This window comes from Enterobacter quasiroggenkampii (assembly GCF_043972695.1).
GTDB lineage: Bacteria > Pseudomonadota > Gammaproteobacteria > Enterobacterales > Enterobacteriaceae > Enterobacter > Enterobacter quasiroggenkampii.
Genome location: NZ_CP143745.1, coordinates 647631 through 673211 on the forward strand (window position 1 = coordinate 647631; position 25581 = coordinate 673211).

19 protein-coding genes and 1 tRNA gene are annotated in these 25581 nt (G+C 56.0%); 12 read left to right on the forward strand and 8 right to left on the reverse strand.

Annotation, left to right across the window (positions count from 1 at the left end; all coding sequences use genetic code 11):
* The 6 genes from cdiA to V1572_RS03185 all read left to right on the forward strand — a co-directional run bounded on the left by cdiA (position 1) and on the right by V1572_RS03185 (position 15384).
* Positions 1-12411 (forward strand): contact-dependent inhibition toxin CdiA, encoded by a 12411-nt coding sequence (gene cdiA / locus V1572_RS03160; RefSeq protein WP_395299694.1) that lies wholly within the window; start codon positions 1-3, stop codon positions 12409-12411.
* Positions 12395-12952, forward strand: a complete 558-nt coding sequence (locus V1572_RS03165) for a hypothetical protein (RefSeq protein ID WP_023326410.1) — start codon at positions 12395-12397, stop codon at positions 12950-12952. The genes cdiA and V1572_RS03165 overlap by 17 nt, the downstream gene beginning before the upstream one ends.
* A 445-nt stretch (positions 12953-13397) precedes the next feature.
* Entirely contained in the window at positions 13398-13649 is a 252-nt protein-coding gene (locus V1572_RS03170; protein WP_262796977.1) for a MafI family immunity protein, read from the forward strand.
* Between the two features lie 483 nt (positions 13650-14132).
* Positions 14133-14504: a hypothetical protein gene (locus V1572_RS03175; RefSeq protein WP_262796976.1), complete on the forward strand. Its 372-nt coding sequence runs from the start codon at positions 14133-14135 to the stop codon at positions 14502-14504.
* 49 nt (positions 14505-14553) lie between these two features.
* The gene (locus V1572_RS03180; RefSeq protein WP_262796975.1) at positions 14554-14769 is read left to right on the forward strand and encodes a hypothetical protein; all 216 of its coding nucleotides are present in this window, start codon (positions 14554-14556) and stop codon (positions 14767-14769) included.
* Positions 14770-14928: 159 nt separating this feature from the next.
* Complete coding sequence (locus tag V1572_RS03185; protein ID WP_262796974.1) at positions 14929-15384, forward strand: hypothetical protein; 456 nt, start codon at positions 14929-14931, stop codon at positions 15382-15384.
* Positions 15385-15422: 38 nt separating this feature from the next.
* On the opposite strand, the gene V1572_RS03190 is transcribed toward V1572_RS03185, so the two are convergent.
* The 4 genes from V1572_RS03190 to V1572_RS03205 all read right to left on the reverse strand — a co-directional run bounded on the left by V1572_RS03190 (position 15423) and on the right by V1572_RS03205 (position 18958).
* A complete protein-coding gene (locus V1572_RS03190; protein ID WP_395299695.1) occupies positions 15423-16511 on the reverse strand; it encodes an AAA family ATPase in 1089 nt (362 codons plus the stop codon).
* A gap of 146 nt (positions 16512-16657) precedes the next feature.
* Positions 16658-17617, reverse strand: a complete 960-nt coding sequence (locus tag V1572_RS03195; RefSeq protein WP_048030819.1) for a DUF523 and DUF1722 domain-containing protein — start codon at positions 17615-17617, stop codon at positions 16658-16660.
* Between the two features lie 102 nt (positions 17618-17719).
* Entirely contained in the window at positions 17720-18133 is a 414-nt protein-coding gene (gene uraH, locus V1572_RS03200) for a hydroxyisourate hydrolase (RefSeq protein ID WP_045907932.1), read from the reverse strand.
* 99 nt (positions 18134-18232) lie between these two features.
* Positions 18233-18958: a MerR family transcriptional regulator gene (locus tag V1572_RS03205; RefSeq protein WP_196365574.1), complete on the reverse strand. Its 726-nt coding sequence runs from the start codon at positions 18956-18958 to the stop codon at positions 18233-18235.
* Between the two features lie 117 nt (positions 18959-19075).
* On the opposite strand from V1572_RS03205, the gene V1572_RS03210 reads away from it, so the two are divergent.
* The 3 genes from V1572_RS03210 (at position 19076) to V1572_RS03220 (ending at position 21228) form a co-directional block, all read left to right on the forward strand.
* The gene (locus tag V1572_RS03210; protein ID WP_008500115.1) at positions 19076-19600 is read left to right on the forward strand and encodes a lipocalin family protein; all 525 of its coding nucleotides are present in this window, start codon (positions 19076-19078) and stop codon (positions 19598-19600) included.
* 78 nt (positions 19601-19678) lie between these two features.
* Entirely contained in the window at positions 19679-20725 is a 1047-nt protein-coding gene (locus V1572_RS03215) for a class I SAM-dependent methyltransferase (protein WP_395299696.1), read from the forward strand.
* Between the two features lie 65 nt (positions 20726-20790).
* Positions 20791-21228, forward strand: coding sequence for an acetyltransferase (locus V1572_RS03220; protein ID WP_252077897.1), 438 nt, complete (start codon positions 20791-20793; stop codon positions 21226-21228).
* Between the two features lie 29 nt (positions 21229-21257).
* Here V1572_RS03220 and V1572_RS03225 read toward each other — a convergent pair whose 3' ends face one another.
* The 3 genes from V1572_RS03225 to V1572_RS03235 all read right to left on the reverse strand — a co-directional run bounded on the left by V1572_RS03225 (position 21258) and on the right by V1572_RS03235 (position 22674).
* Entirely contained in the window at positions 21258-21557 is a 300-nt protein-coding gene (locus V1572_RS03225) for a helix-turn-helix transcriptional regulator (RefSeq protein WP_252077896.1), read from the reverse strand.
* Positions 21554-21904: a type II toxin-antitoxin system RelE/ParE family toxin gene (locus V1572_RS03230; protein WP_045907956.1), complete on the reverse strand. Its 351-nt coding sequence runs from the start codon at positions 21902-21904 to the stop codon at positions 21554-21556. Before V1572_RS03230 ends, V1572_RS03225 begins: the two co-directional genes overlap by 4 nt.
* A gap of 428 nt (positions 21905-22332) precedes the next feature.
* On the reverse strand, positions 22333-22674 hold the full coding sequence (locus tag V1572_RS03235; RefSeq protein WP_252077895.1) for a SymE family type I addiction module toxin: 342 nt from the start codon (positions 22672-22674) through the stop codon (positions 22333-22335).
* Between the two features lie 83 nt (positions 22675-22757).
* Here V1572_RS03235 and V1572_RS03240 point away from each other — a divergent pair, with 83 nt between their 5' ends.
* Complete coding sequence (locus V1572_RS03240; protein ID WP_252077894.1) at positions 22758-22898, forward strand: hypothetical protein; 141 nt, start codon at positions 22758-22760, stop codon at positions 22896-22898.
* 80 nt (positions 22899-22978) lie between these two features.
* Positions 22979-23791: a toll/interleukin-1 receptor domain-containing protein gene (locus V1572_RS03245; RefSeq protein WP_252077893.1), complete on the forward strand. Its 813-nt coding sequence runs from the start codon at positions 22979-22981 to the stop codon at positions 23789-23791.
* Between the two features lie 5 nt (positions 23792-23796).
* On the opposite strand, the gene V1572_RS03250 is transcribed toward V1572_RS03245, so the two are convergent.
* Positions 23797-23891: transfer RNA gene (locus tag V1572_RS03250), tRNA-Sec, on the reverse strand.
* A gap of 290 nt (positions 23892-24181) precedes the next feature.
* On the opposite strand from V1572_RS03250, the gene V1572_RS03255 reads away from it, so the two are divergent.
* Positions 24182-25573 (forward strand): glycoside-pentoside-hexuronide family transporter, encoded by a 1392-nt coding sequence (locus V1572_RS03255; protein WP_063622793.1) that lies wholly within the window; start codon positions 24182-24184, stop codon positions 25571-25573.
* Positions 25574-25581 lie beyond the last annotated feature (8 nt).

Genomic DNA, 25581 nt, shown 5'->3' on the forward strand with positions numbered 1-25581 from the left:
ATGGATACCCGTCACCCACCCGTTCGTTTCTCGCAGCGTCTGATCAGCTGGATTGTCTGCGGCTTAATGGTCTGGCAGCCGATGGCACCTGCCGTCGCGGCGGCGCTGACGCCGACCGGGCAGACCACGGTCGATCGGGCGGGGAACGGGGTGCCGGTCGTCAACATCGCCACGCCCAACGGGGCGGGTATCTCGCATAACCAGTTCGGTGAGTATAACGTCGGCAAAGAGGGGCTTATCCTCAATAACGGCACGGACCGTTTAACCCAGACCCAACTGGGCGGGCTTATCCAGAACAACCCCAACCTGCAGGCCGGGCGGGAAGCGAAAGGCATTATCAACGAAGTCACGGGCGCCAGCCGCTCGCAGCTGCAGGGCTACACGGAAGTCGCCGGTAAAGCAGCAAACGTTATGGTGGCCAACCCGTACGGCATCACCTGTAACGGGTGCGGATTTATCAACACCCCGAACGTCACCCTGACCACGGGGAAACCGCAGTTCGACGCCAGCGGTAACCTGCAGGCGCTGGAGGTGACGAAAGGCGCCATCACGGTTGAAGGCCAGGGGCTGGATGCCAGCAAGAGCGACGCGCTGTCGATCATTGCGCGCGCGACGGAAGTGAACGCCGCGATACATGCGAACGACCTGACGGTAACGGCAGGGGCGAACCGCGTGGGCGCAGACGGCAGCGTCAAACCGATTGCCGGTGAGGGCGCCGCGCCCGTGGTGGCCGTGGATACCGGCGCGCTCGGCGGGATGTATGCCAACCGTATCCGCCTGGTCTCCAGCGAGACGGGCGTGGGGGTGAACCTCGGCAACCTCACCGCGCGCCAGGGCGATATTCAGCTGGATGCGGGCGGGAAACTGACGGTCACGAACAGCCTGGCCAGCGGCTCGATTACCGCGAATGGCGCGGGAGTGGTCCTCAACGGCAGCCATCAGGCCGGGGGCGCGCTGAATGTGACCAGCTCGCAGGATGTGGAACTCAATAACAGCACGCTCGCCAGCCAGGGCGATATGCGCCTTTCCGCTGCGGGGAAAGTGCAGACGATGGGCGGCGGGACAAACAGCGCGGGCGCGCTGTCGGTGAGCAGCGGGCAGGGGATGACGCTCAGCAATACCTCCCTGGTCTCCCGCGGCGCGGCGACGCTGGACAGTAAATATACCCTGACCGTAAACGGCGGCGGCGTGTCGGCACAGGGCGGGGCGCTAACCGTCACGAGCAAACAGGGTACAGCGCTTGCGGATGCGACGCTGACAGGCCAGGCCGACACCACGCTGTCCACCGACGGCAGCCTGACGCAGCGCGGCGGCAGCGTCACCAGCAAAGGCGCGCTCAGCGTGGCGGCCGGGAAAGATATCACGCTGACGAATACCCGCAGCGGTAGCGATACCCGCGCGACCCTCAGCAGCGGCGGCACGCTGTCATCCACGGCCAGTGCGGTCTCGGCAGGAGAGAATCTGGCCCTGAGCGGCGGACAGCTGGTGATGGACGGCCAGAGCCGGGCCGATGCCACGGGCGATGTCCGCCTGACGGGCAGCGCCGTCAGTAATCAGGGGCAGGTGAATGCGGGGCGCGACATTGTCCTTTCCGGTAACAGGGTGTCCAACAGCGGCCAGCTGGCGGCGAAAGGCCACCTTGACGTGAACGCAAGTGAGCTGACAAACGGCGGCACGGTGCAGGGTAACGACGTCACCCTGAAGGGGCAGACGATCACTAACAGCGGTACCCTGCAGAGCGCCGGCAACCTGGCGCTAAGCGCCGGTACCCTGGAGCAGCGGGGCACGCTGAGCGCGAAAGGCAATGCAAACGTCACGGCGCAGCAGACCCTGCGTAACAGCGGCAGCCTGCTGGCTGACGGGGCGATGAGCGTGACGGCAGACACGCTTGAACAGAATGGCACCCTGTCCGGCGCGACGGCGCTGACGGTGCAGACCGGCACCCTGACCAGCGGTCAGGCGTCCCGTACCACCAGTCAGGGCAATGTACAGATTACCGCGACCCACAGCGCCAGCCTGAACGGGCAGACGGACGCGGCAGGGGCATTAACCGTCAGTACCGGCGACCTGACCACCGGCCAGGATGCGCATCTGCAGAGCGGGCAGGGGCTTACCCTGCAGGCGCAGAATGCCGCGCTGAACGGCACGCAGGCGGCGAAGGGTGCGCTGTCGGTGACGGCGGGCACAATTACGCACGCCGGGAAATCCACCGGTAACGCGCTGAGTTTTAACGCGACCGGCGACCTGACCAGCGGCGGAGAGCTTACCGCCAGCGCCATCGCGCTCAGTGGACAGAACATCCTCCAGTCTGGCGTCGCAAAAGCGGATCGCCTGACCCTGACGGCTCCTGAACGCATCACCAACAGCGGTACGCTGGTTGCCGGTACGCTGGCGCTGGACGCTGCCTCGGTGGAGAACAGCGGACTGCTGCAGGGGACCACCCTGCTCGGCCTGAAGACCGGGTCACTCACAAACCTCGCGGGCGGATCGGTCTACAGCACGCAGGATTTAACGCTGAACGTTCCGGTGCTGTCTAACAGCGGGCTTATCACTACCGACGGCACACTGCGCCTCCGGGGCGACACGCTGACAAACCAGGGTGAAATCAACGGCCTCAGCCTGAGCAGCGACTACCTCAGCCTGACCAACACCGATACCGGACGCCTGCTGGCGGACGACCGGCTCACCCTGAACGGCACTGCGTTTGCTAACGCGGGCAATATTGCGGCCAGCGACCTGCACATCACGGCGAACAGCCTGCAAAACCAGGGCACCGTCGAGGGGGACTCGGCGCTGACGCTCGGCGTGGCAGACCTCACTAACCGTGGCGCGCTGCGCAGCAGCGGAACGCTGACGCTCGGCGGTGAAACGCTGGCCAACAGCGGCGAGCTCAGCGCCACCGCGCTGCTGCTGAACCTGGCCCGACAAGCCAGCAATGATGCCGACGGGCGGGTAATTGCCCGGGACGGCCTGACGCTGACCACCGCCAGCCTGACGAACAGCGGGCTGATGGCCGGTACCGACGCGCAGTTTAACAGCGCGTCGGTGACCAACGGCGGCACGCTGCAGGGGACACACTCCCTGACGGCGACCGGGGCACAGCTCAGCAACCAGCAGGCGGGCATGCTGCTCTCCGGTGGCGCGCTCGCCCTGCACCACACCACCCTGAACAACGCCGGGCTGCTGCAGGGCAACACCCTAAACCTCGCCACCGGTGAGTGGATGAATACCGGTAACGCGCTGGGGGAAACGGGCGTGACGGCGGCGGTAACCGGCACGCTGACCAACAGCGGTAAGGTGCTCAGCCAGCAGGCGCTGGACGTCCAGGCCGACAGGACCGATAACCGTGGCCAGCTGCTGGCGAAAGTGCTGACTCTGCGGGGCGACCTGCAGAACAGCGGTCTGCTTCAGGGCAGCAGCACGCTGGCCTGGTCCGGGAACACCTTCACGAACCAGTCTCAGGGCCAGGTGACGGGCGGCGAGACCCTGACGTTGAGCGGACAAACCCTCAGCAACGCGGGCAGCCTTCAGGGGCGCAGCGCGACGCTTGACGCCGGGAGCCTGAATAACCAGGGCAACGTTCAGACGCTGGACGCCCTGACGCTTTCCGCGACCGGCAGGCTGGATAACACGGGTGCCCTGCTCAGCCAAAATCTGTTCACGCTGACGGCGGCGCAGCTGTTCAACGACGGCCAACTGGCCGGAAAAGCCCTCGCGGTGAAGGCTGCGCAGCTGAACAACACCGGGATTCTTCAGGGCAACGACACGCTGGCGCTGACCACCCGCGCGCTGAGCAATGGCGCCACCGGGCAGCTGGTGAGCGGCAGTCCTCTGAACTTATCCCTCGACACGCTCGATAACGCCGGCCTGTTGCTGGTGAAGGGTGGGTTTACCCTGCGGGGCAGCGACCTGACGAACCGGGGCGATATTCAGGCACAGAGCCTGGATTTGGGCCTGAGCAATGCCCTGAGCAACACGGGGAACATCGTTGCCACCGACGATGCCGTGCTTAACGCGACGACGCTGACCAGCAGCGGCACGGTGGCGGGTAAAACGCTGACAGCAGGCGGTACTGAGCTGCGCAACAGCGGCCTGATGCAGGGCAGCAACGCGGTTAACGCCACCGCCGACCGCTTTATCAACGAGCTGAACGGTAAATGGCTCTCCGGCGGCGGCTTCACGCTGACGGGCGGACAGTTGACCAACGCCGGTACGCTGCAGGGCGCGACGCTGGGCATGACCGGCACCACTCTCACCAACAGCGGCACGGTGAACGGGCAGACGGGACTCAGCGGCACGCTCAGCGGGGCGTTAACGAATACCGGGCTGCTGCAGAGCGGCGGCACGACCGCCTTCACCGCGGACACCCTGGCGAACCCGGGGCGCATCACGGGCGGTACGCTGTCCCTCACTGCCCGCGATATGAACAACGGCGGGCTGATGCAGGGAACGAACGGCCTGGCGCTCACCGGCACCACGCTGACCACGGGCGCGGCCTCGCGCACCCTCTCCGGCGGCATGCTGACGCTGGATGCAGGCCAGTTGACCACGCAGGGCACGCTGCAGGGGAACGGCGCGGACATCCGCGCCAGCGACTGGACGCACGGCGGGTCTCTGCTCAGCCAGGGAACGCTGACGGCCACGACCGGCGGCACGCTGACCTCAACCGGCTCGCTGATGAGCCAGGGTAGGACGGATATCACCGCACAGACGCTGGATAACCGCGGGCAGCTCCTCAGCGAGGGCGATGTGACGCTCGGCGGCAGCACGCTTAAAAACAGCGGCACCGTGCAGGGGAACACCCTCGCGCTGCATCAGAACAGCATTAACAACCAGGGCACCTTAACCGGTCTGCAGAGCCTGACCGTTCAGGGGCAGCAGCGGCTGATGGCGCGCATGGCGATGGCCGCGCCGCAGCAGGAGCTGATCAACGGCGCAGGCGGCAAGCTTCTTACCCAGGGCGCGCTGACGATTGCGTCCGGGGCAGTGACCAACGCCGGCAGCTGGCAGGCACAGAACATCCTGTTTAACGCCCGGTCGCTCAATAACAGCGGCGCGGTGCAGAGCGCCGACGCGCTGCAGATGACGCTGGCCGATACGCTCACCGGAACCACAGGCAGCAGGATCACCGCGCTGGGTGCGGCGACGCTGCAGGCCGCGACGCTGGCGAACCAGGGCCAGTGGGCGGCGAAAAACCTGACGCTGACAGGCGGTACGCTCAGCAACAGCGGCGCCATCAGCGGCGTGAATGGCCTGACCCTCAGTCAGACCGGCGCGGTCAGCCAGCAGTCTGGCGGCACCCTGCTGTCCGGCGGGGCGCTGAACATCACGGCGGCCTCCGTCACCAGCGACGGCAAAATGCAGGGGGGCACGCTCGGCATCACCACCGGGGCGCTCACCAACAACGGTCGTCTGCAGGGCGATAACGGCGCGACGCTGGCCCTCAGCGGGATGCTGACCAACAACAGCGGGGGCGAAATCGTCAGCCGCGATGCGCTGACGCTGACCACGCCCGCGCTGTTTAACTACGGCCTGATCCAGGGCGGCGGCGAGACGCGCGTGACCGCCTCCTCGCAGGCGCGTAACGACGGCAGGCTGCTTTCCGGCGCGCGCCTGACGCTCGGCACGCCGCAGTTCACCGGCACCGGCTGGCTGCAGGCCACCGACCTGATCCTGAATGCGGCAAACGCCACCAACGGCGGCACGTGGGTGGCCGATCGCGCCACCCTGACCGGCACCAATTTCGCCAGCCAGGGCACCACCCAGGCGGGACAGCTGACGGTTAACTACAGCCAGCTGAACAACAGCGGCACGCTGCTCGGCAACACGCAGCTGAATATTGGCGCGGACCAGGTAACCCAGAGCGCGGGCGGCAAGCTGCTGAGCGGCGGCAACCTGTGGCTGCAAAGCCGGGGGCTGGACCTTTCCGGCCAGCTGGTGTCCCTGGGGGACTTAACGCTGCAGCTGACGAACGCGTTTACCAGCAGAACCGCTGTGGCGGCAGGCAGAACCCTCACCATCAACAGCGGCGGCGACATCGATAACCGCAGCGTGCTGCAGGGGCAGGCGGTCAACCTGAACGCGGGCGGGCAGCTCAGCAACAACGGACAAATCACCACTGGCGGCGGCTCGAGCACGCTCTCCGGCAGCAGCGTGGCGCTGAACGGCGCGGGCTCGGTGCAGGGCGGAGGTGACATCACCGTGGCCAGCCGGAGCAATATTACCGTGGACGGCTTCACCGGCACGCGCGGCTCGCTGACCCTGAGCGCGCCGGGCGCCATCGTCAACACCGCGCTACTGTACGCGGCGAATAATCTGGCGCTGTTTGCCGACAGCATCACCAACCAGCGCGGCGACATCATGGCGGGGAACAACCTGTGGATGCAGCGGGATGCGGCAGGGAATGCGAACAGCCAGGTGGTGAACACGTCGGGGAATATTGAGACGCAGCGCGGGGATATTGCGATCAGGACGGGGCATTTGCTGAACCAAAGGGATGGTCTGCAAGCAACAACTGTGCGTAACGCAGTACCAACAGAAAGCTGGATGACGGGTGAATCGATTATAAATGTTCCTGTCACAGCCTTAGCAGAAGGAAGTTATGGTTATTACTCCCAGTTAGAAAGATGGCAAACAGGTACTTGTGCAGGCGGGCAAAATGGTGGGTGTAATTACCATAAGGCGATGGCTTATTACTATGCACCTTTTAAGAACACTTCGACGCAAAAATTTGTAACTTCAAGTACTGTAACATCGGTTATCGGAGGCAATAATCCTGCTGGTCGTATCAATTCAGGAAAAAACTTAGATCTGTACGCAACGTCTCTGGATAACCAGGCTAGTAACATCCTTGCAGAAGGAAACATCGTTCTTGCAGGCGGGACGCTTAATAACCAAAGTTGGCAAGAAGGTATTCAGAATGAGTATCTGGTTTATGAATATGCTTCTAAATACAAAAATGTTAAGCCTAAGTACGCCACAAATGAGATGTCTTCAGCAAAAAATATTACCTTCAATAATGATTCGGTAACCTTTGCACTAACTGGACATGATTCCTCTTTTGAAGCAGGTTCGTTATACCGCGCCGTCATCCAGGCGGGCGGTAACGTCACCGCAAACTTCACCAGTAACATCAGCAACACCAATACCACTGCGAACGCGGGCGGCGTTAGCAACGTTATCTCCACGCCGTCGCTGAACACCCTCAGCAACCAGAGTGTCGGTAGCGGCGTGCAAAAACAGGGGCTGAGCAATACCGGCACCGTGGCGGTGAACTCGCCGCAGTGGAACGATCAGCTCCAGGGTGCGCTACAGCAGCTTAACGGCGGCGGCGCGCTGGAAAACGGCGGCGCGTCCGGCACGCCTCTCAGCAATATTGGCACCAGGCAGAAAGGCAACGCGAACCTCGGCCAGCTGGGCGCACTGGCAAACGCCGGGGTCACCACCGCCGATCTCCGAACCGCTCAGGGCGGCGCCGTCGGGCATTATCAGGGCCAGCGCGTCGATACCAGCGCTTACCCGCTTCCCTCGGGCAACAACGGCTATTTTGTCTTCTCCGACAACCCGAAAAGCCCGTACCTGATCAGCATCAACCCGAAACTGAACGGTCTCGGACAGCTTGATCCCGCCCTGTTTGCCGATCTGAACGCAATGCTCGGGGTTAAACCGTCGTCCACGGCGCCGCAGGAGACGCGGCTGGCGTTTACCGACGAGAAGCAGTTCCTCGGCTCGTCTTACATGCTCGGCCGTCTCAACCTGAACCCGGATTACGATTACCGCTTCCTCGGTGATGCGGCGTTCGATACCCGTTATGTCTCCAACGTGGTGCTCAACCAGACCGGTAACCGCTACCTGAATGGCATCGGCTCCGATCTGGATCAGATGCGCTATCTGATGGACAACGCGGCGGCGGCGCAGCAGTCGCTGGGCCTGCAGTTTGGCGTCTCGCTGACCGCCGATCAGATTGCCGCGCTCGACCACAGCCTGCTGTGGTGGGAGAAAGCCACCGTCAACGGTGAAACCGTGATGGTGCCGAAACTCTACCTGTCGCCGAAGGACGTCACCGTCAATAACGGCAGCGTAATCGCGGGCAACAACGTCACCCTGAAGGGCGGCGACATCACCAACAGCGGCAGCTCGCTGCTGGCGAAAAACAGCCTGACGCTCGACAGCCAGAACAGCATCAGCAACCTCAACAACGGCCTGATGAAAGCGGGCGGCGACCTGAAACTGAGCGCTATCGGCGATATCAATAACATCAGCTCCACCATCAGCGGCAAAACGGTCGCGCTGGAGAGCCTGGACGGCAGCATCAACAACCTGACCCAGGTTGAGCAGATTGATATCAACGCCGGAGGGAAGTACGGCAAGATCGGCCTGAAAGACACCCTGCTGGGCAACACGGCGTCTATTACCGCGCAGGATGGCCTGTCACTTGAGGCGGGGAAAAACATCACCGTTACCGGGGCGAACCTGGCCTCCGGCGGCGATATGCTGCTGAACGCGTGGGGCGATATTGCCGTCAACGCGAATCAGATCAACGACGCATTCAGCTCCAGCCGGGCGAAAACCAGCCGTTCGTCCGTCACGTATCAGGGCAGTAACGTCACCGCGGGCGGCAACCTGCTGGTGAACGCCGGGCACAACCTTGACGTGACCGCCAGCGACCTGAAGGCGGGCGGCAGCGCGGGGCTGAGCGCGGGCAACGATCTCAATCTGAACGCGGCACAGACCAGCGAAAGCAGCCGTAAAGGGAAAAGCGAGTCCCACAGCACCGGGCTCGACCGCACCACGATTTCCGCAGGCGATAACCTGGTGCTGAAGGCCGGGCAGGATATCAACGCTCAGGCCGCCGCGCTGGCAGCGGAGAAAAGCGTCGGGCTGCAGGCGGGTCGCGACGTGAATCTGGCGGCGGAAGAGACCACGCAGGGCGATAGCTATAAGTCAGGCAAGAAAACCGTCATCAACGAATCGGTACGCCAGCAGGGAACCGAGATCGCCAGCGGGGCGAATACCCAGATCCTCGCCGGGCGCGATGTCACCACCGAAGCCGCGCAGGTAACGGCGAAGGGCGATATCGGCGTGGCGGCGGGCCGCGACGTCAATCTCAATACCGCAACCGAAAGCGATTATCACTACAAAGAGCAGACCAAAACCAAAAAAGGGTTCCTGAGCAAGAAAACCACCCACACCATCGAGGAGAACAGCGCGACGCGTGAATCCGGCTCATTGCTGAGCGGCGATAACGTGCAGGTCGTTGCGGGCAATAACCTGCTGGTGAACGGATCCGCCGTGGCGGGCGACGGCGACGTGAAGCTTAAGGCGGGCAACAACGTCGATATTGTGGCAGCGACGAATAGCGATACCTCCTGGCGCTTTAAGGAAGAGAAAAAATCCGGCCTGATGGGCTCGGGCGGGATTGGTTTCACCATCGGCAGCAGCAAAAGTACCCAGGATCTCCGTGAGAAGGGCACCACCCAGAGCCAGAGTTTCAGTACGGTGGGCTCGACGGGGGGGAGCGTTGATATTGCCGCCGGTAATCAGCTGCATGTCGGCGGCGCGGATCTGGTGGCTGGCAAAAATATGGCGCTCACCGGAGACAGCGTGACGATCGAGCCGGGCCACGACAGGCTCACCAGTGATCAAACCTTCAAGCAGAAAAGCAGTGGCCTGACGATTGCCCTCTCCGGCGCAGTGGGTGACGCGGTGAACACTGCGGCCAGCACGGCAATGGCGGTGAAAGACCAGAGCGATGGCCGTCTCGCCGCACTTCAGGCGACCAAAGCGGCACTGTCGGGTGTTCAGGCCGTGCAGGCCAACCGTCTCGCTGAAGCGGCTAACGGCAGCGATCCCACCAACAATGGCGCGTTCGGCGTGATGGCCTCCATTGGCGGACAGTCCTCTAAATCCACCTCACACTCGGAGCAGGACAAAACGACCGGCAGCACGCTGAATGCCGGGGGTAACCTCGCCATCACGGCGACAGGTCAGGGCAACGCTGCCAACAGCGGTGATATTACCGTGGCGGGCAGTCAGCTGAAGGCTGGCAAGGATCTGACGCTCAATGCGGCTCAGGATATCAACCTGACGAGTGCAGCCGACACCAACAAACTGACGGGCAGTAACTCCAGCAAGGGTGGCTCAATCGGGATCGGTATTACCGCCGGTCCGAATGGCGCGGGCATCACCGTCTCTGCCAGCGTAAACGCCGCCAGAGGCAGCGAAAAAGGCAATGGAACCTCCTGGAACGAAACGACGCTGGATGCCGGACAGAACGTCAACCTGACCAGCGGCCGCGATACGGTACTTAAAGGCGCGCAGGTCAACGGCGATAAGGTCACGGCGGATGTCGGGCGCGACCTGACCCTCAGCAGCCTGCAGGATAGCGACAAATACAACAGCAAACAGCAGAGTATGAATGCGGGTGCAAGCTACACCTGGGGAGCGGGCAGCGGTAGCGGCAGCTTTAGCATCAGCCGCGACAAGATGAAGAGCAACTACGACTCGGTCCAGGAGCAGACCGGGATCTTCGCTGGCAAAGGCGGCTTTGATATTAACGTTGGCAACCATACGCAGCTGGACGGTGCGGTGATTGCCAGCCGTGCTGATGCAGACAAAAATCGCCTTGAGACAGGTACGCTGGGCTTTACGGACATCAACAATAAGGCGGAGTATAAGGTTGAACATCAGGGTGTCGGCTTCAGCAGCGGCGCCGGGGTTGCGGGTAATCTGGTTAGCAACATGGCCAGCACAATGCTGGCAGGAATGGGCGGCAGTGGCCATGCTGAAGGGACCACGCAATCAGCGGTAGCTGACGGTGCTATCATTGTTCGCGACCAGGCTAACCAGAAGCAGGACGTCAGCACGCTCAGCCGTGACACAGACCATGCCAACGGCAGCATCGACCCGATCTTTAACAAAGAGAAAGAGCAGAAACGCCTGCAAACCGCGCAAATGATTGGCGAGATCGGCAATCAGGTTGCGGATATTGCGCGCACCAACGGCAAGATTGCGGCCACGGAAGCGGCCAACGAGAAGATGAAAACCGCGGGCAGCGATGCGCGTAACGCCGCCATCAGCCAGCTGAAAAAAGACGGTAAAGAGGTTACCGATCAGGCGATTCATGACCAGATGTACCAGACCTTCTATAACGAAGCGTTTAACCAGTCTGGCATGGGAACGGGGCAGAGCACCCAGCGCGCCATCACGGCAGCAACGGCGGCCATTCAGGCGCTGGCAGGTGGTGATATTAAAGCTGCGATTGCGGGCGGTGCCGCGCCGTATATCGCCAATGCCATCGCGAATGTCATCCCGGAGAAGGATCTTAAGGGACGCGTGCTGGCCCATGCGGTTGTCAACGCCGCACTTGCAGCCGCTTCCGGCAGAGATGCGGCGTCGGCCGCAGCCGGTGCAGCGGTGGGTGAGCTGGCTGGTAAGATTGCAGTTGACGGTTTTGGCAAACAGGTCAGCGAACTGAGCGAGGAAGAAAAACAGGCGGTATCTGCGCTGGCGACACTGGCTTCTGGTCTGGCTGGCGGGCTGGTGGGAGATAGCAGCGCGAATGCGGTAGCGGCGGCTCAGGCGGGCAAAACGACGGTTGAGAATAACTTTCTCTCTGGTGATATGTATGCGCTCGACAGAAAAGTGAAGGCAGCGAAAGAGAAAGGTGAAGATATAGAACCTATTCTGGAAGATGCCCGGAAACAGTCCCAAAAAGACAGGGATAAAATTAAGGCTTCTTGTAAAGCCAACCCTGATACTTGTGGGTTCTCGCGTGATGCGGCTAATGATGCTCAAAGTGAAATACTGGAGAATGGTCCATTCCTGAATATAGATCCCGATGTAGCAAAACTGGTTGCTCAGGAAACAGCGAAAGACAATGCGGTTATCAGTCAGAATACGAGCGAGTTTGGCAAAGGACTAGTGGTTGCTTCAGAAGGATTGTCAATCATTGCGGGTATGGGCACCAGTGCTGCGTTGAATGTGCTAAAGACCGGCGGGGCAATCAGAGATCCGAAAACAGGTTCTACAGTCACTGTATATCGGGTTGAAGGTGTCCCTAACACACGCGTTCTGATCGGTGAAAAAGGCCAAGTCACAATAACAGGCGAAACAACCTTATATTTGAATTTTGGTGACAAAGCGCGCGCCCAAGAATTTTTGCAAAAACGTATTTCGCAAAACATGGAAGGTGCTACAATAAAAACATTTGAAGTGCCTACATCTGTTCTAAATGATTTAAGAAACTCTGCGGTTAAGGAAAATGTAGCTCGGTTGCCAGAAAATAAAGGTAAACCTGTTATTGCTGATCCGACAAAAGCGGATGATCAATATGGTATAAGGCCTGAAAAATTAAAAGATCTGCAAGATAAAATTATCCGGGGGTCAGGAAAAGATGAGTATAAGCGCTGAAATGGAAAGACAAATCTTACTTGAACGGGAAAGGTTAACTTTTCCTCCATTGCCAACACAAAAAGCAACAGGTGTAGGTATCGCTAGATTTATAGTGTCATGTGATTCTAATGCTTTTTTTGTTTTGCAATTGGCAAAAGAAGTCATATTAATTGTAAATAAACATTCACTTGAAGCATGGCCGTCACTTGAGTATTGGAATAAAATTCTTCCTTCGCAGTTTGTAAGTAACTGCCTTGCAGAATTAACAAAGCAAGAAAAAATAGAAGCCCAGATAAGATGGGAGCAGCTTGCATATAATGAAAAAATAAAAGAAGCAGCGCAAGATGAGCGTTGGACTTTATCAAGCTGGTTATCGTGGTTAGAACCTGAGGAACGGGAATGGTTTTGGTGGAATGCCATTCAGTTTGAACCACCGTTAGAAAACACTCATTTTGTAATAGAAGTAACATCACTTGACTCACCTTTTATGTCCGGCTCATTGAAATGGTTATTTAAAGCCTGTGGAGCTGTAGATGTAATTTCTGAAGATGATTTGTAGTATAGAATAACTCGCTGAGTGTCGTTATACAGGGCGGTAAACTGGCTGCGCAGGGATGTCTGAAAATTTCTACTTGCCGTGATCGGCTGGTTGCCAGTGGTCTGGGGGCCTAACTGGGGATTGGTGCATCCACATCAGCAATGTGTACATTGTCACAACAAGATGAGCAATTGTATCTCATCTATGTGGCCTCGCTCAATGATCTTTCCCAGCTCAGTTAGTTAAACGATGCCCAGAAAGCGGCCTATGAGTCCCTGCGAGGACCAGTACTTGCGGTACGTATATAAACGCAGTAAGGCCAGCGAGGTGGTTTGCTTGGGAAGAACGAGATAGTGTAAGAGTTCGTGTAGTATACGAACCCGCTAGAGGAAAATTGTAACAGCGTTCCCGGAAAGAAATCCTACCCCTCCAACTTTAAAACCTATTAAGAAATAGCGTAGGTAAAATGGATATTAATGACGAAATTAGATATTTTGGCGAAGGGTTAAAAGGTCGTCTTGAACCTTCGTTAGTTGACTTTGCTCTTGATTATCTTGGCTTTTCAGAAATTGTATTGGCTTTCGAAACGTTATGCGATCATATTGCTGATAATGATGTTGCGATCAGTAAAGAGGAATACTTGCAAGTACTTAAAATAAGTAATGACCTTGGTCTAAAGATTGATAGTAGGTATACTTATATCACTCCAGAAAAATAGTTTTAAAAATGTAGAAATGCTTCTAACACCAACGTCGGGAGCATTTTTAAAATACCTCACAATCTGCAAAAAATTCTTAGTAAGTGCAGACGAAAAACGTGTCAGGGAAAAATATTCCCGGACCGACAGTATAGTAGGTGAAAGCAATTATCGCTCACCGAAAGTACAAGGGAAAAGCGGGTAGAGACAAGAATCCGCATAGGAAAGAGTTGTTGTTGAGAATAATTCTCTGGATTATATCGCCGGGCTGTTTGCTTTGGGACTATCTACTTGCTGCGTAAAAATAGCGCATTATGCATGGAACGGCGGAAGTTTTCGCAGCGGGTGGTCGGTTGGCGAGTCGATTATGATTCTGTAAAAGGCACCCATATTAATAGATGGGATTATAGCAAGGGGCAGCAAAGGTGTTAAGAAAGTGATACCATTTGAGGATAATGAAAACGCCTTTAAGACTATATTGAAACAATTGAACAGGTAGATCTTATGACTTTATTTGAAGAGTGTAGAGAAGCTCTTAGTGCTGATTTCACTATTATTGATAAAGAAGAAGATGCGAGAGTAACTGCTATTCTGGAAGGATACCCCTTTGTTAGCGGAAACATTTCTTGGTCTGAAATAAGCTTTAGAGACTTTGAAACCAGTGATGAGTTACTCTGTCAATCCAGGCTAAAAAATGAAGATGTTTATGTCATTGCAGACGATGCAAATATACCTTTATTCAGAACTAATTTGAGATTAGTGCTTGAAAATATTTATGATGTCGCGGCATTGTCACCAAAAATGTTCATTTTTAATGAAAGTATGATTTTGCAACCACTATTTCCAACCGATGCACTTCGGCTCGGGACTAGATAGCGGTGTGGTACCGTAAACCAATTACCAGTAATAGCAGGTGCTACAGTAGGTGGCTATCTATCTGAGAGAGCAGGAAAAGCAGGCGAAGATTTTGCAGGGGAAAACTGAAATAAAAAAATACAAATCAAAGGACTTGGTTGTTGTTGAGAATCGGTTTTTGGGTGATAAGGACATCACAACCTTCACTGCAAAATACGCAAGTAAGAAGGCTGAGGGCGAGATAAATCAGCTTCTGTCTGAACTGAAAAAGCAGGACGCAGATTAGCAAAAACAATCGCTTAGTGGATGTTGGTTAGTATAAAATAGCGCCCCAAGCAGGATTGAAGAAAGTTTTTTACAGTATTTGCTGAGCCATTTCTCTCCAAACTTAACGGCTCTAACAGTCCCGACCTCATATCCTGGCCCTTCAAAAAGGACTAATCAAATGATTTATCTGCTGTTAGGAATTGCGCTGTTCGCATTTTTCGTCGGAACTGTCGTGTTTGTCCGTTTTAGTAAAGTGACGGGAAGAAGCGTTCAGTCACCTCTTACCACGATGTTTTTCTTTGATGCGCTCTTTTTTGGTCTGGGTAGTAAGCGAGACATGAACATTGCAGCATGTTCATTTATCGTCTTCTTAGTCAGTATCTGGGGATTAACTTACTTAAAGTTAAGCACTCATTTTTGGGGAAGTCGCGAAAGTTATTTTGGTTTTGCGATCCTCGGGATTTTATTTCTGATTATGCATTGCCGCTATTGTGCAAAAAATGTCATCATCAAAAATGATGGTCTGGCCCCCATGAGAGAGTTGATTAATATCCGGCGATCCGGCGTTACCAGCCCCTTTATATGGTTAAGCAGGGCCGGGTATCTGGGGTTCTTTATTGGCATGCTTCACTGAAGCGAGATGCGAAAAAACAGCCTCCGTACCCATTGAGACTACCCCAGCCTCTCCACCCGCGTCTCCCCTTCCGTCATCGACAGCTGATACAGCGAAAACGATCGCTGCTTCTCAATCAACTTTGCCAGCTCCGGCGAGTGGCTGGTGAGCCAGATCTGCGAGTAGCGGCTGGCCTCGGCGATTAAGCTCGCCAGGGCGGGCAGCATCTGCGGGTGCAGGCTGTTTTCCGGTTCGTTCAACGCGATAAACGCCGGTGGGCGGGGGCTTAACAGCGCTACCGCCAGGCACAGGAAGCGCAAGGTACCGTCGGAGAACTCTGCTGGTTCCAGCGGTCTGCTCAGCCCCTCGCGCTGCATCATCATGCGAAAACGTCCGCCGGTGTTGTCGCTGTAAAACACGCAGCCGGGGAAGGCCTGGTCAAGGATGCGCATCAGCAGCAGCTCGTCGCCAATCTCGACAATGGTCTGAAACGCGGCCGCCAGGTTAGCGCCGTCGCTGGCCAGCACCGGGGAGCGGAAACCGACCTGCGGGGCGCGCATCGCCGAGCCGATTGATACAGAAAACTCATGATAAAATCGCCAGTTACGCAGGGACTCGCGCATCTGCGACACTTCCGGGTAAAGGTGTGGTTCGCCGAGCTGTCCGAATACCGATTCGTTCTCGTACAGCGTGCCGCTGTGGGTCACCTTCTCGTGATGCACGTTGTTCAGAAACACCGCCTGGTTCTTACGCTTCATCAGCTGTGACGAAGGTCGACGGTGCTGGCCGCTCAGCCAGATGGACTCCTCTTTGATCACCGGGTCGAGCTGAAACTGCGAGGGATAGGGCAGCTTCTCCACAAACCCGACCTGCAGCTCGTATTCGTAGCTCTCTGTTTCCACCGCGAGGTTCATCCGCCGCAGCTGGTCGCTACGGGTTTTACCTGCCCAGAACACCTTCAGAATGCCGCCCTCGTTCGCCAGCGCCTGGGAAAACTGCCCCTGCGCGGCGCTGTGCATCAGGTGTATTGCCTTGTAGATATTGGATTTTCCGGTCCCGTTCGGCCCGAAGACGATATTGAGCTGCTCCAGCTCCAGCGACATCTCGCGGATGGAGCGGTAGTTTTGAATGTGCAGGGTATTGATCACAGGCAGGCCCCCTTTCGCAGAATAAGCCTGTATATAATCACAGTCTTTGAGATGAAATGCAAAAAAGAGACGACAGTGAGGATGTCGTCTAAACGGGGTACTGCTTTGGGCCTCTACGGGTCAATGGGGCCTTCGCATTTTTATGATCACTTGACTGCCAGACGCAGACCCAAATCATCAGGATAGGGATCAAAGTAGTTTTGCGTCATCAGATACCGGTCGGGGTATTCGGCCAGGTAGTGCTTCAGCAGCGTGATCGGGGCGAGGATAGGCAACTGTCCGTTGCGATAATGCAGGATCACGTCGCGCAGCTCGCCGCGCTGGCGGGTGTTCAGCTGGTTACGAAAATAGCCCTGAATATGCATCAGCACGTTGGTGTGATTCTTACGCGAAGCGGGTTTTTTCAGGATGGTCATCAGCTTTTCCCGGTATGCCACGAAGAAAGCGTCCAGGTCTTCCCACTCGTGCAGTGAGGCAACGAACGGGCCGATTTCACGGTAACCCGCCTGATGGTGCGCCAGCAGCTGGAGTTTGTAACGGCTGTGGAAGTCCAGCAGCGCGCGGCGCGTGAGGCCATTTTTACGCAGCGTGTTCAGTTCGTGCAGGGCAAAAACACGTTCGACAAAGTTTTCCCGCAGCACCGGGTCGTGCAGACGTCCATCCTCTTCCACGGGCAGCCACGGCCAGGTTTCAAGGAGGGCGGCGGTGAACAGCCCGACCCCCTCCTTGCGGCCCCGGTTGCCGTTTTCATCATACAGACGCACGCGTTCCATGCCGCAGCTTGGGGATTTAGCGCAGACGATAAAACCAGCGAGATCGCCGATTTTCGGCAAAAAATCTGCCGTAAAGTCCGCCATTTTCTGCGTAACGTCTTCGTGAGGCGCATGGCTAAAACGCATCTGCGTTTCACCGTGTTCCGTCACGATCAGACGCAGCGCCGGGCGAGGGGTCGGCAGGCCGATGGCCATTTCCGGGCAGACGGGTCTGAAATTCACCCACTGGGCCAGCTCATCCATGACGAAGCCCATACGCTTGTGTCCGCCGTCAAAGCGAACGGCGGATCCGGTCAAACATCCGCTAATACCCAGCACTGGTTTCGTCGTCATGGTGTCGTCCTCCCGTTCATATAATTAAAACTTACACAACATGACTAATTTGTCCAAGTATTAGCGGAACTATTTTTTTTATTCCTTTAGAATCAATGCGTCTTAGCTGCCCTTATAGGTCGAGTAACCGTACTGACTCAGCAGAAGCGGGATGTGCAGTTTCTCGTTGGTGCGTGTCACGGTAAACAGCACCGGGATCTCCGGGAAGAAGGAGTCGAGCTTTTTGCCGTGGAAGTACTCTGCGGTTTTGAAGGTCACTTTATACACGCCAGGCTGCATGTCCTGGTCCTGCGGATAGAGCGATTTGATGCGTCCATCCTGGTCAGTTTTACCGCTGGCGATCGGGGTCCATTTGTCCTGCTGCTGCTTTTCCAGCGTGACGGTGACGCCCGGTGGAGGCGTGCCGGTTTGCTGGTCGAGGATGTGTACGCTCAGGGTGCCAGCAGGAGCGGCGCTAAAGGCGGCAGGGGTAAAGGCCATCGCGGCCAGCATCAGCAGAGGGGCAGTTTTTTTCATGGTGTTTTCCTGTGGAGTTATTCGTGACAGGAAAACGTTAGCATCTGCGGCGCGGGAAAATATTCAACTTTTCGTGAAGATTCCCGCAGGAGAAAATGATCAGAGGATAATCACTTCAAGCGATACCTGCTGCTGCCACTGCTCCACCTGCTTTTTCCGCGCCGCGGTGAGCTTGCCGCTGGTGACCAGAAGCCATTTGCGCTCCGGGAGAATTTCCGGGGCCAGCGCGGCCGGAGGCGAGGGCAGAATATCGATTCGGTGTCCCTGCCCGGTGCGCGTTAAGGCTTCGAGCCAGATCTCGCAGGCGTCGTTCAGGTGCCAGCCGCTGAGCAGAATATTATCGCCCGGCGCTTTTTTATCACCCTCGAGACAAAACGAGGTGTAGGCGATGATGATGCCGTCGAGGATTGCGCGCAGGGTCATGGCGGCGGCCACGTTGGCCGAAACCTGACTGCGCAGCGGGCGCAGCACGTTCGCGACCAGCTCGGGTCTTGGGTACTCGCGTCCGGCGTCGTAAATCATCTGGCGCAGGGACTCGACTTTGCCGTCCTGCAGGCGTTGCAGCATGTTCTGCTGCAGGGTTTGCCAGTTGTTAGTCCGGCCCGGCGTCGGGCGTTCCAGCAGCGGCTTGACCTGGCCGATCGGGACGCCTTTTTTTACCCAGTCGAGGATTTTGAGCGCCTGCTGGACGTCCTCATCGCTGTACTGGCGATGGCCGCCTTCCGTGCGCTGTGGCTTGAGTAAACCATAGCGACGCTGCCATGCCCGCAGGGTGGTGGCGGTGATGCCGCTGAGTCTGGCGAATTCGCCGATGGAGTAAGCCATGTCCGTGTCCAGAGTGGAGGAATACTCTCAATATACTACGAATTTTCCCGAACGGGATGAAGCGCCGAAACGGTGCACTACACTTAACATCCAACCGTGCAAATGAAAGGAATTCTCATGAAGCTATGGCCTGTTGTGACCGGTGTTGCGATTGCTTTGACGCTGGTCGCCTGTAAATCCCCCACGCCGCCGAAAGGCGTGCAGCCTATTACCAACTTCGAAGCCAGCCGCTATCTCGGCAAATGGTACGAAGTCGCCCGTCTGGAAAACCGCTTCGAACGCGGCCTGGAGCAGGTGACGGCGACCTACGGCAAGCGCAGCGACGGCGGTATTAGCGTGCTCAACCGGGGCTACGATCCGGTGAAGAACAAGTGGAACGAGAGCGAGGGGAAAGCGTACTTCACCGGCGAGCCGACCACCGCTGCGCTGAAGGTCTCCTTCTTCGGCCCGTTCTACGGCGGCTATAACGTGATCAGACTGGATGACAAGTACCAGTACGCGCTGGTCAGCGGCCCGAACCGCGATTACCTGTGGATCCTGTCGCGCACGCCGACCATCCCGGATGCGGTGAAGCAGGATTACCTGAATACCGCGCGCAGTCTGGGCTTCCGGGTTGACCAACTGGTGTGGGTGAAGCAATAAAAATCGTGCTTTCTTCCTGGGGCATTACTGGCTGGCCTGGATAGACTTCCGTTAAAAGCCTAACGGGGAGAAGACGACATGAACTGGCAGCCTTTTCGCGGCGATGCGCCGGAAAATATGACGATTTTCAGCGCGTCATTTCCCGACGTCAGCGACCAGTGGCCGATGAAAGACGATGCTGCCCGTGAGATCGCCTCCCTTGACCGCGCCCTGAAAGCCGAGCCAGCGCTCCGTCCGCCGCGGGTGGAATACGACGAGGGCGGGCAGGCCGTGCTTGTCACCCAGAACCGCTATTCCGAACAGGCCTTCCGTAACCGCCCGGCCCTCACCGCGTGGCGCACCCGGCTGGTCCCCTCCGCGCTGGCGCTGTTTGTGGTGCAAAACCCGCTGGAAGACCGCCTGCCCGACGGAACAAAAATGGACAGCGACAGCCGCCAGTGGTTTATCCACGCAAATGATGCCATCGGCGTGCGTTCCCGCGCCCGGGTGCTGGCCACGCTGGTGGATAAGTACATTCACAATGAGAGCGAGAACAACTGGGTCAGCCTCGCGAGCGGCGCTGCTATCCCCGTGCTGGAGGCGCTACGTGAAGCAAAGCTTGATGGCCAGCAGGTCTATCTCACGCTGGTGGACAAAGACCCCGTAGCGCTGAGCTGGGCGGAAACCATGGCGGCGCAGGAAGGCATTGTGGTGGGTGAACAGCTTACGCTGCTCAGGCGCAACCTGCTCCATACGCTGGTGCGTAACGAGGATCTGCTGCTGGAGCTGGGCGAGCATCAGGCCGAACTGGTCGACGCGCTGGGGATTTTCGAATACTTCAGCGATACCGATGCGGTGATTTTCCTTCAGCGCGCGCTACGTCTGGTCAAGCCCGGCGGCGCGGTGATTGTGTCGAACATGCTGACCAGCAGCCCGCACATTGACTTTGTGCTGCGCGGTATCGGCTGGGAGGATATTCACCCAAGGACGCTGCAGCAGCTGCAGGACATCCACCTCGCGGCGGGCGTGCCGGTGGAAAACGTCACCGTGGTGGTGCCGAAGGACGGGGTGTATGCGGTGATGGAGATTAGGGTAGGGGATGAAAAACCGCACGGTCAGTTCCCTCTCCCTGAGGGAGAGGGCTAGGGTGAGGGGGAACAGAGCGCAAGGAGTGACTTGAATTAACGTCCTAAACCGCACATGATCCCCCCATGAAAATTGAAACCGCACTCCCCACACACTTCGAACGTCTGGTCGCGATCTGGGAATCCTCCGTCCGAGCCACCCACCACTTTTTACAGGAAAGCGATATCGCGGCGCTGCGCCCGTTATTGCTTAACGCGTATTTGCCTAACCTCACCGTCGTGATGGCCCAGGATGACGCAGGCGTTATTCACGGCTTTTTAGGCGTGGATGAAAACCGCATTGAAATGCTGTTTGTTGATGATGCGAGCCGGGGGAAGGGCGTCGGGAAATTGCTGCTGCAACACGCCATCGCAGCGTTCGGCGCGAACGAAGTGGACGTGAATGAGCAGAACCCGCAGGGCGTTGAATTTTATCGCCATATGGGGTTTGAGCAGGTCGGGCGCTCGGAACAGGACGGGCAGGGGAATCCGTTTCCGTTGCTGCATATGCGGTTGGCTAAGTGAATATTCACTTAACGCAGGAATCACACTTGTTAGATATGAAATGCAACGCGTTTTCCTGTGGGAAGTTCAACGTCGATACAAAGTTTCCCACCCATTGCCTCGATGTAACGCTTAAGCGTGGCAATTTTTAGTTCATTTCCACGTTGCTCTATCTGAGTTACTGCGGGCTGGCTAACCCCCATCAGGTCAGCAACTTTTTTTTGCGAAAGCCTGAGCTCTTCGCGCAAAAGTTGCAGACCCGTTTCGAGGATCATTTCCTCTGCCATCTCTTTAATACGTTGTTGGCTTTCCGATGAACGTGACGCAATCACTTCATTTAAGGTTTTCACTTGGCTGCCTCTTGGCTTGTCAGATGAAGGGAAAATTCGGCATCTGCGATGCGAATCATTTTTTCATAAAAGGTTTTGTCGTTACTCTTATCGCCCGCGCAAAGCACAATGGCCTGACGTACAGGATCAAATGCGAAGAAAGCACGAACAGGACGACCAGCATATTGAATACGTAATTCTTTCATATGCTTATACCGTGAGCCTTTAACCGTATCTGCATAGGGACGAGGAAGACGTGGCCCATAGTGTTGCAGATTTAGCAGGTCTGCCAGTACCTTATCCTGTAATCCTTCTTCTTGTTCAAACAACCACTGCTCGAATACCTTTCCGAACCGAACCGTCCACATGCTTTCGTCCATGATAAGCTGTAGCTTATAAAAAGAATATAAGCTGTAGTTAATAAATGCAATGGCAGTCATCGACAGCCAGGCTGTTAGTGGCAGGAGTATGACAAAGAGGGGATTTCAAACGGATCGTGCAATTAAGAAATTGCGAGGCGCTTTCCAGCGTTTTTACATTCATGCTGGAGAGTGAGGCTGGCGTTCGTTCGTGACGAATTTTTTGATCTGGTATTACTGGGGCGTTTGAGGGTTCCTGGTGGAACTGGGCGCCTCAGGAGAGCGGTACCCGTTATGGTTAACTATCTTTCTGGAAACCTGATGTTTCCCTTCAGGCGAACTATCCGGGATTTCCGGATAGTAGAATATTAATCATTTTCTCCTGCCGGATAATGGATGACATCATTATCAGTAATGCCGCCTCCATATTCTCAACGTTAAGCTCGGTGGTTTGTACTCACGTTTGCGAGCCGCTTTCCAGGACGCGGAGTTTGAATCGCCGCAAGCGCGTCCTCTATCTCAATGAGCTTTGCCTTCGTCCGTTTATAATCGTCCTGCAACCGCTGCTCTTGCTCGTTATACGCCACCAGAACGATGCATCCTTTCATGACCTTTACCGTGACCTGCTGTCCGGTATCAAAACCTGCAGCGCGTAGCCACTTGCCGCACAGGATGATTTTCGGCGTGGATTTGTCGAAAACATTCGGGCGGTATCCCACAATTAACGAACGCTCGGTTCCGGATTGGTCGGTGTCTGGGGTAGAATGTGAATCAGCCATAATCAACTTCTTGATAGTTGCTGAGGTTTGACGCTCCGGTTGTGTTCCCGCACATTGGGGCGTTGCTAATACAGGAGGTTTAGGTGACCTTATGTCAATTATATCGCGCGAAAAAAACAAAAGGCGACGGGCAGTCTCCGCAGTTTAAGATGCGCATTGATCCGGCATTGAAGGAGCAGTTGGATGCTGTGGCGGCTGAGGAAGGGATGAGTCTCGCCAATTGATTGAAGGAAATGGCGAGGGAGGCTTTGCGATTAAGGAAAATTGAACCTAAGGGTTCATATTGAGAGTATAGGATTCAGCTATGCCTAAAGAAATGGATCGATATGGTGCCGTTAAAGTAGTCTCTGGGAAATTTAAAGGGCGTATTGGTTATTACGATGATGATGATTTGATTTTTCCAGATGATTTTGAATGGGATGAAAATGATAGTCTGGAAAACAACGAGAATATTACTCCAGTTGCTATTGTCTATTTTGGTAATTTTTTGTTAGCTACAGAGCACTACGCTATCCCTTATGATGATTTAGACTACCCTTCAATGCATGATCTAATGAAAAGGAAAAATGAACTTACAGAGTTATGCTCACCTTTTAATGTTAAAAACAGAATTCCATATAAAAAATTAAGCAGTTATTTTTCAGAGTTACATTACGTTGAAACTACTCTTCTAGAAAAAATTGTGGAGCAGCGCTACATGAGTAAACCAAGTGGAGCTAAAGTCTTTATCTCTCATTCGTCATTGGATAAACCATTTGCAAAAATGTTATGTATGGATCTTGAAGCAAATGGATATATCCCATGGTTGGATGAATGGGATATTAAAGTTGGTGAAAGTATACCTGAACGAGTTTCTAACGGATTAGAGGAAGCTGATTTTGTAATTGTTATCCTTTCTGAAAATGCTATTTCTTCAAAATGGGTTGAGAGAGAATGGCAAAGTAAGTATTGGAATGAGATTGAGCATGATCGTATTCATGTACTTCCTTTACTTTTGAAAGATTGCAAAATACCTGAGTTATTAAAAACAAAAAAATATGCGGATTTTAGAAAAGATTTCAATACTGGATTAAGAGACTTATTAGCAGCACTCGAAGCTTTGTATAAAAAGAAATGAATTTTTGGCGGAAGATCACAGGAGTCGAACCTGCCCGGGAACGCTGGCGTCCCCAACTGGATTTGAAGTCCAGCCACCTCACCGGAGATGACGATCTTCCGCGCCTGCATTGCTACATGGAGGCGGGGCGCATTATAGCTACTTTCAGGCATTTACCACATACCCCACACCACTTTTTTCACCTCTCTTTTGACCTGTACCCCCCTGTTTCAGTTAATTCCTAAGAAAATCCTCATGTTAGCCCTTTGTGCTCCCCAATATTTACCGCGATCACAAAAAACAAGAAACGTAATCTGCTAACCAGAAAACGCAATACCCGCTCAAGAAACAATGGTTTAAAAACACTGTAACCGGTCTCAGCGCCCCCAATAGCGTGAAGGATAAAAAAAGATGAGCGAAGTATTGTCAGTAAAAGAGAAGATTGGCTACGGCATGGGAGACGCCGCCAGCCACATCATTTTTGATAACGTCATGTTGTACATGATGTTTTTCTATACCGATATTTTCGGCATTCCCGCCGGGTTTGTCGGCACCATGTTCCTGCTGGCGCGTGCGCTGGATGCGATCTCCGACCCGTGCATGGGGCTGATTGCCGACCGTACCCGCAGCCGTTGGGGCAAGTTCCGACCGTGGATTTTGTTCGGCGCGATCCCGTTCGGCATCGTCTGCGTGCTGGCCTACACCACGCCGGACCTCAGCCTCAACGGTAAAATGGTTTATGCCGCCGTGACCTACACGCTGCTGACCCTGCTCTATACCGTGGTCAATATTCCTTACTGCGCGCTGGGCGGCGTGATCACCAGTGACCCGACGCAGCGTATCTCCCTTCAGTCCTGGCGCTTTGTGCTGGCGACGGCGGGCGGCATGCTCTCCACGGTGCTGATGATGCCGCTGGTGAAGCTGATTGGTGGCGACGATAAGGCGTTCGGCTTCCAGGGCGGCATCGCCGTGCTGTCGGTTGTTGCGTTCCTGATGCTGGCGTTCTGCTTCTTCACCACCAAAGAGCGCATCCAGGTGCCGCCGAGCACCACCTCCATGCGCGAAGACCTGCGCGATATCTGGCAAAACGACCAGTGGCGCATCGTGGGCGTGCTGACCATCCTCAACATCCTTGCCGTCTGCGTGCGCGGCGGCGCGATGATGTACTACTGCACCTGGATCATGGGCTCGCCGGAAGTGTTCGTCGCGTTCCTCACCACCTACTGCGTCGGCAACCTGATTGGCTCCGCGCTGGCGAAACCGCTCACCGACTGGAAGTGCAAGGTCAGCATCTTCTGGTGGACCAACGCCGCGCTGGCGGTGGTCAGCGTGGCGATGTTCTTCGTCCCGATGCATGCCACCGTGGTGATGTTCGCCTTTATCTTCGTCATTGGTGTGCTGCACCAGCTGGTGACGCCGATCCAGTGGGTCATGATGTCCGATACCGTCGACTACGGTGAATGGACCAACGGCAAGCGCCTGACCGGCATCAGCTTTGCAGGCACGCTGTTCGTGCTGAAGCTGGGTCTGGCGCTGGGTGGGGCGATGATCGGCTGGATGCTGGCAGGCGGCGGCTACGACGCGGCGGCCAAAACCCAGAACAGCGCGACCATCAGCATCATTATCGGCCTGTTTACCCTGGCCCCGGCGGTCTGCTATGTGCTGAGCGCCATCATCGCCAAACGCTACTACACGCTGAAAACCCCCTTCCTGACCAAAATCCTGGGCGAGCTGGCACAGGGCGCGCGCCGTAATCAGCAGGAATTTGAAACCCTGCCGGTCAGCAAAGAATTACAGAACTAAGAGGACGA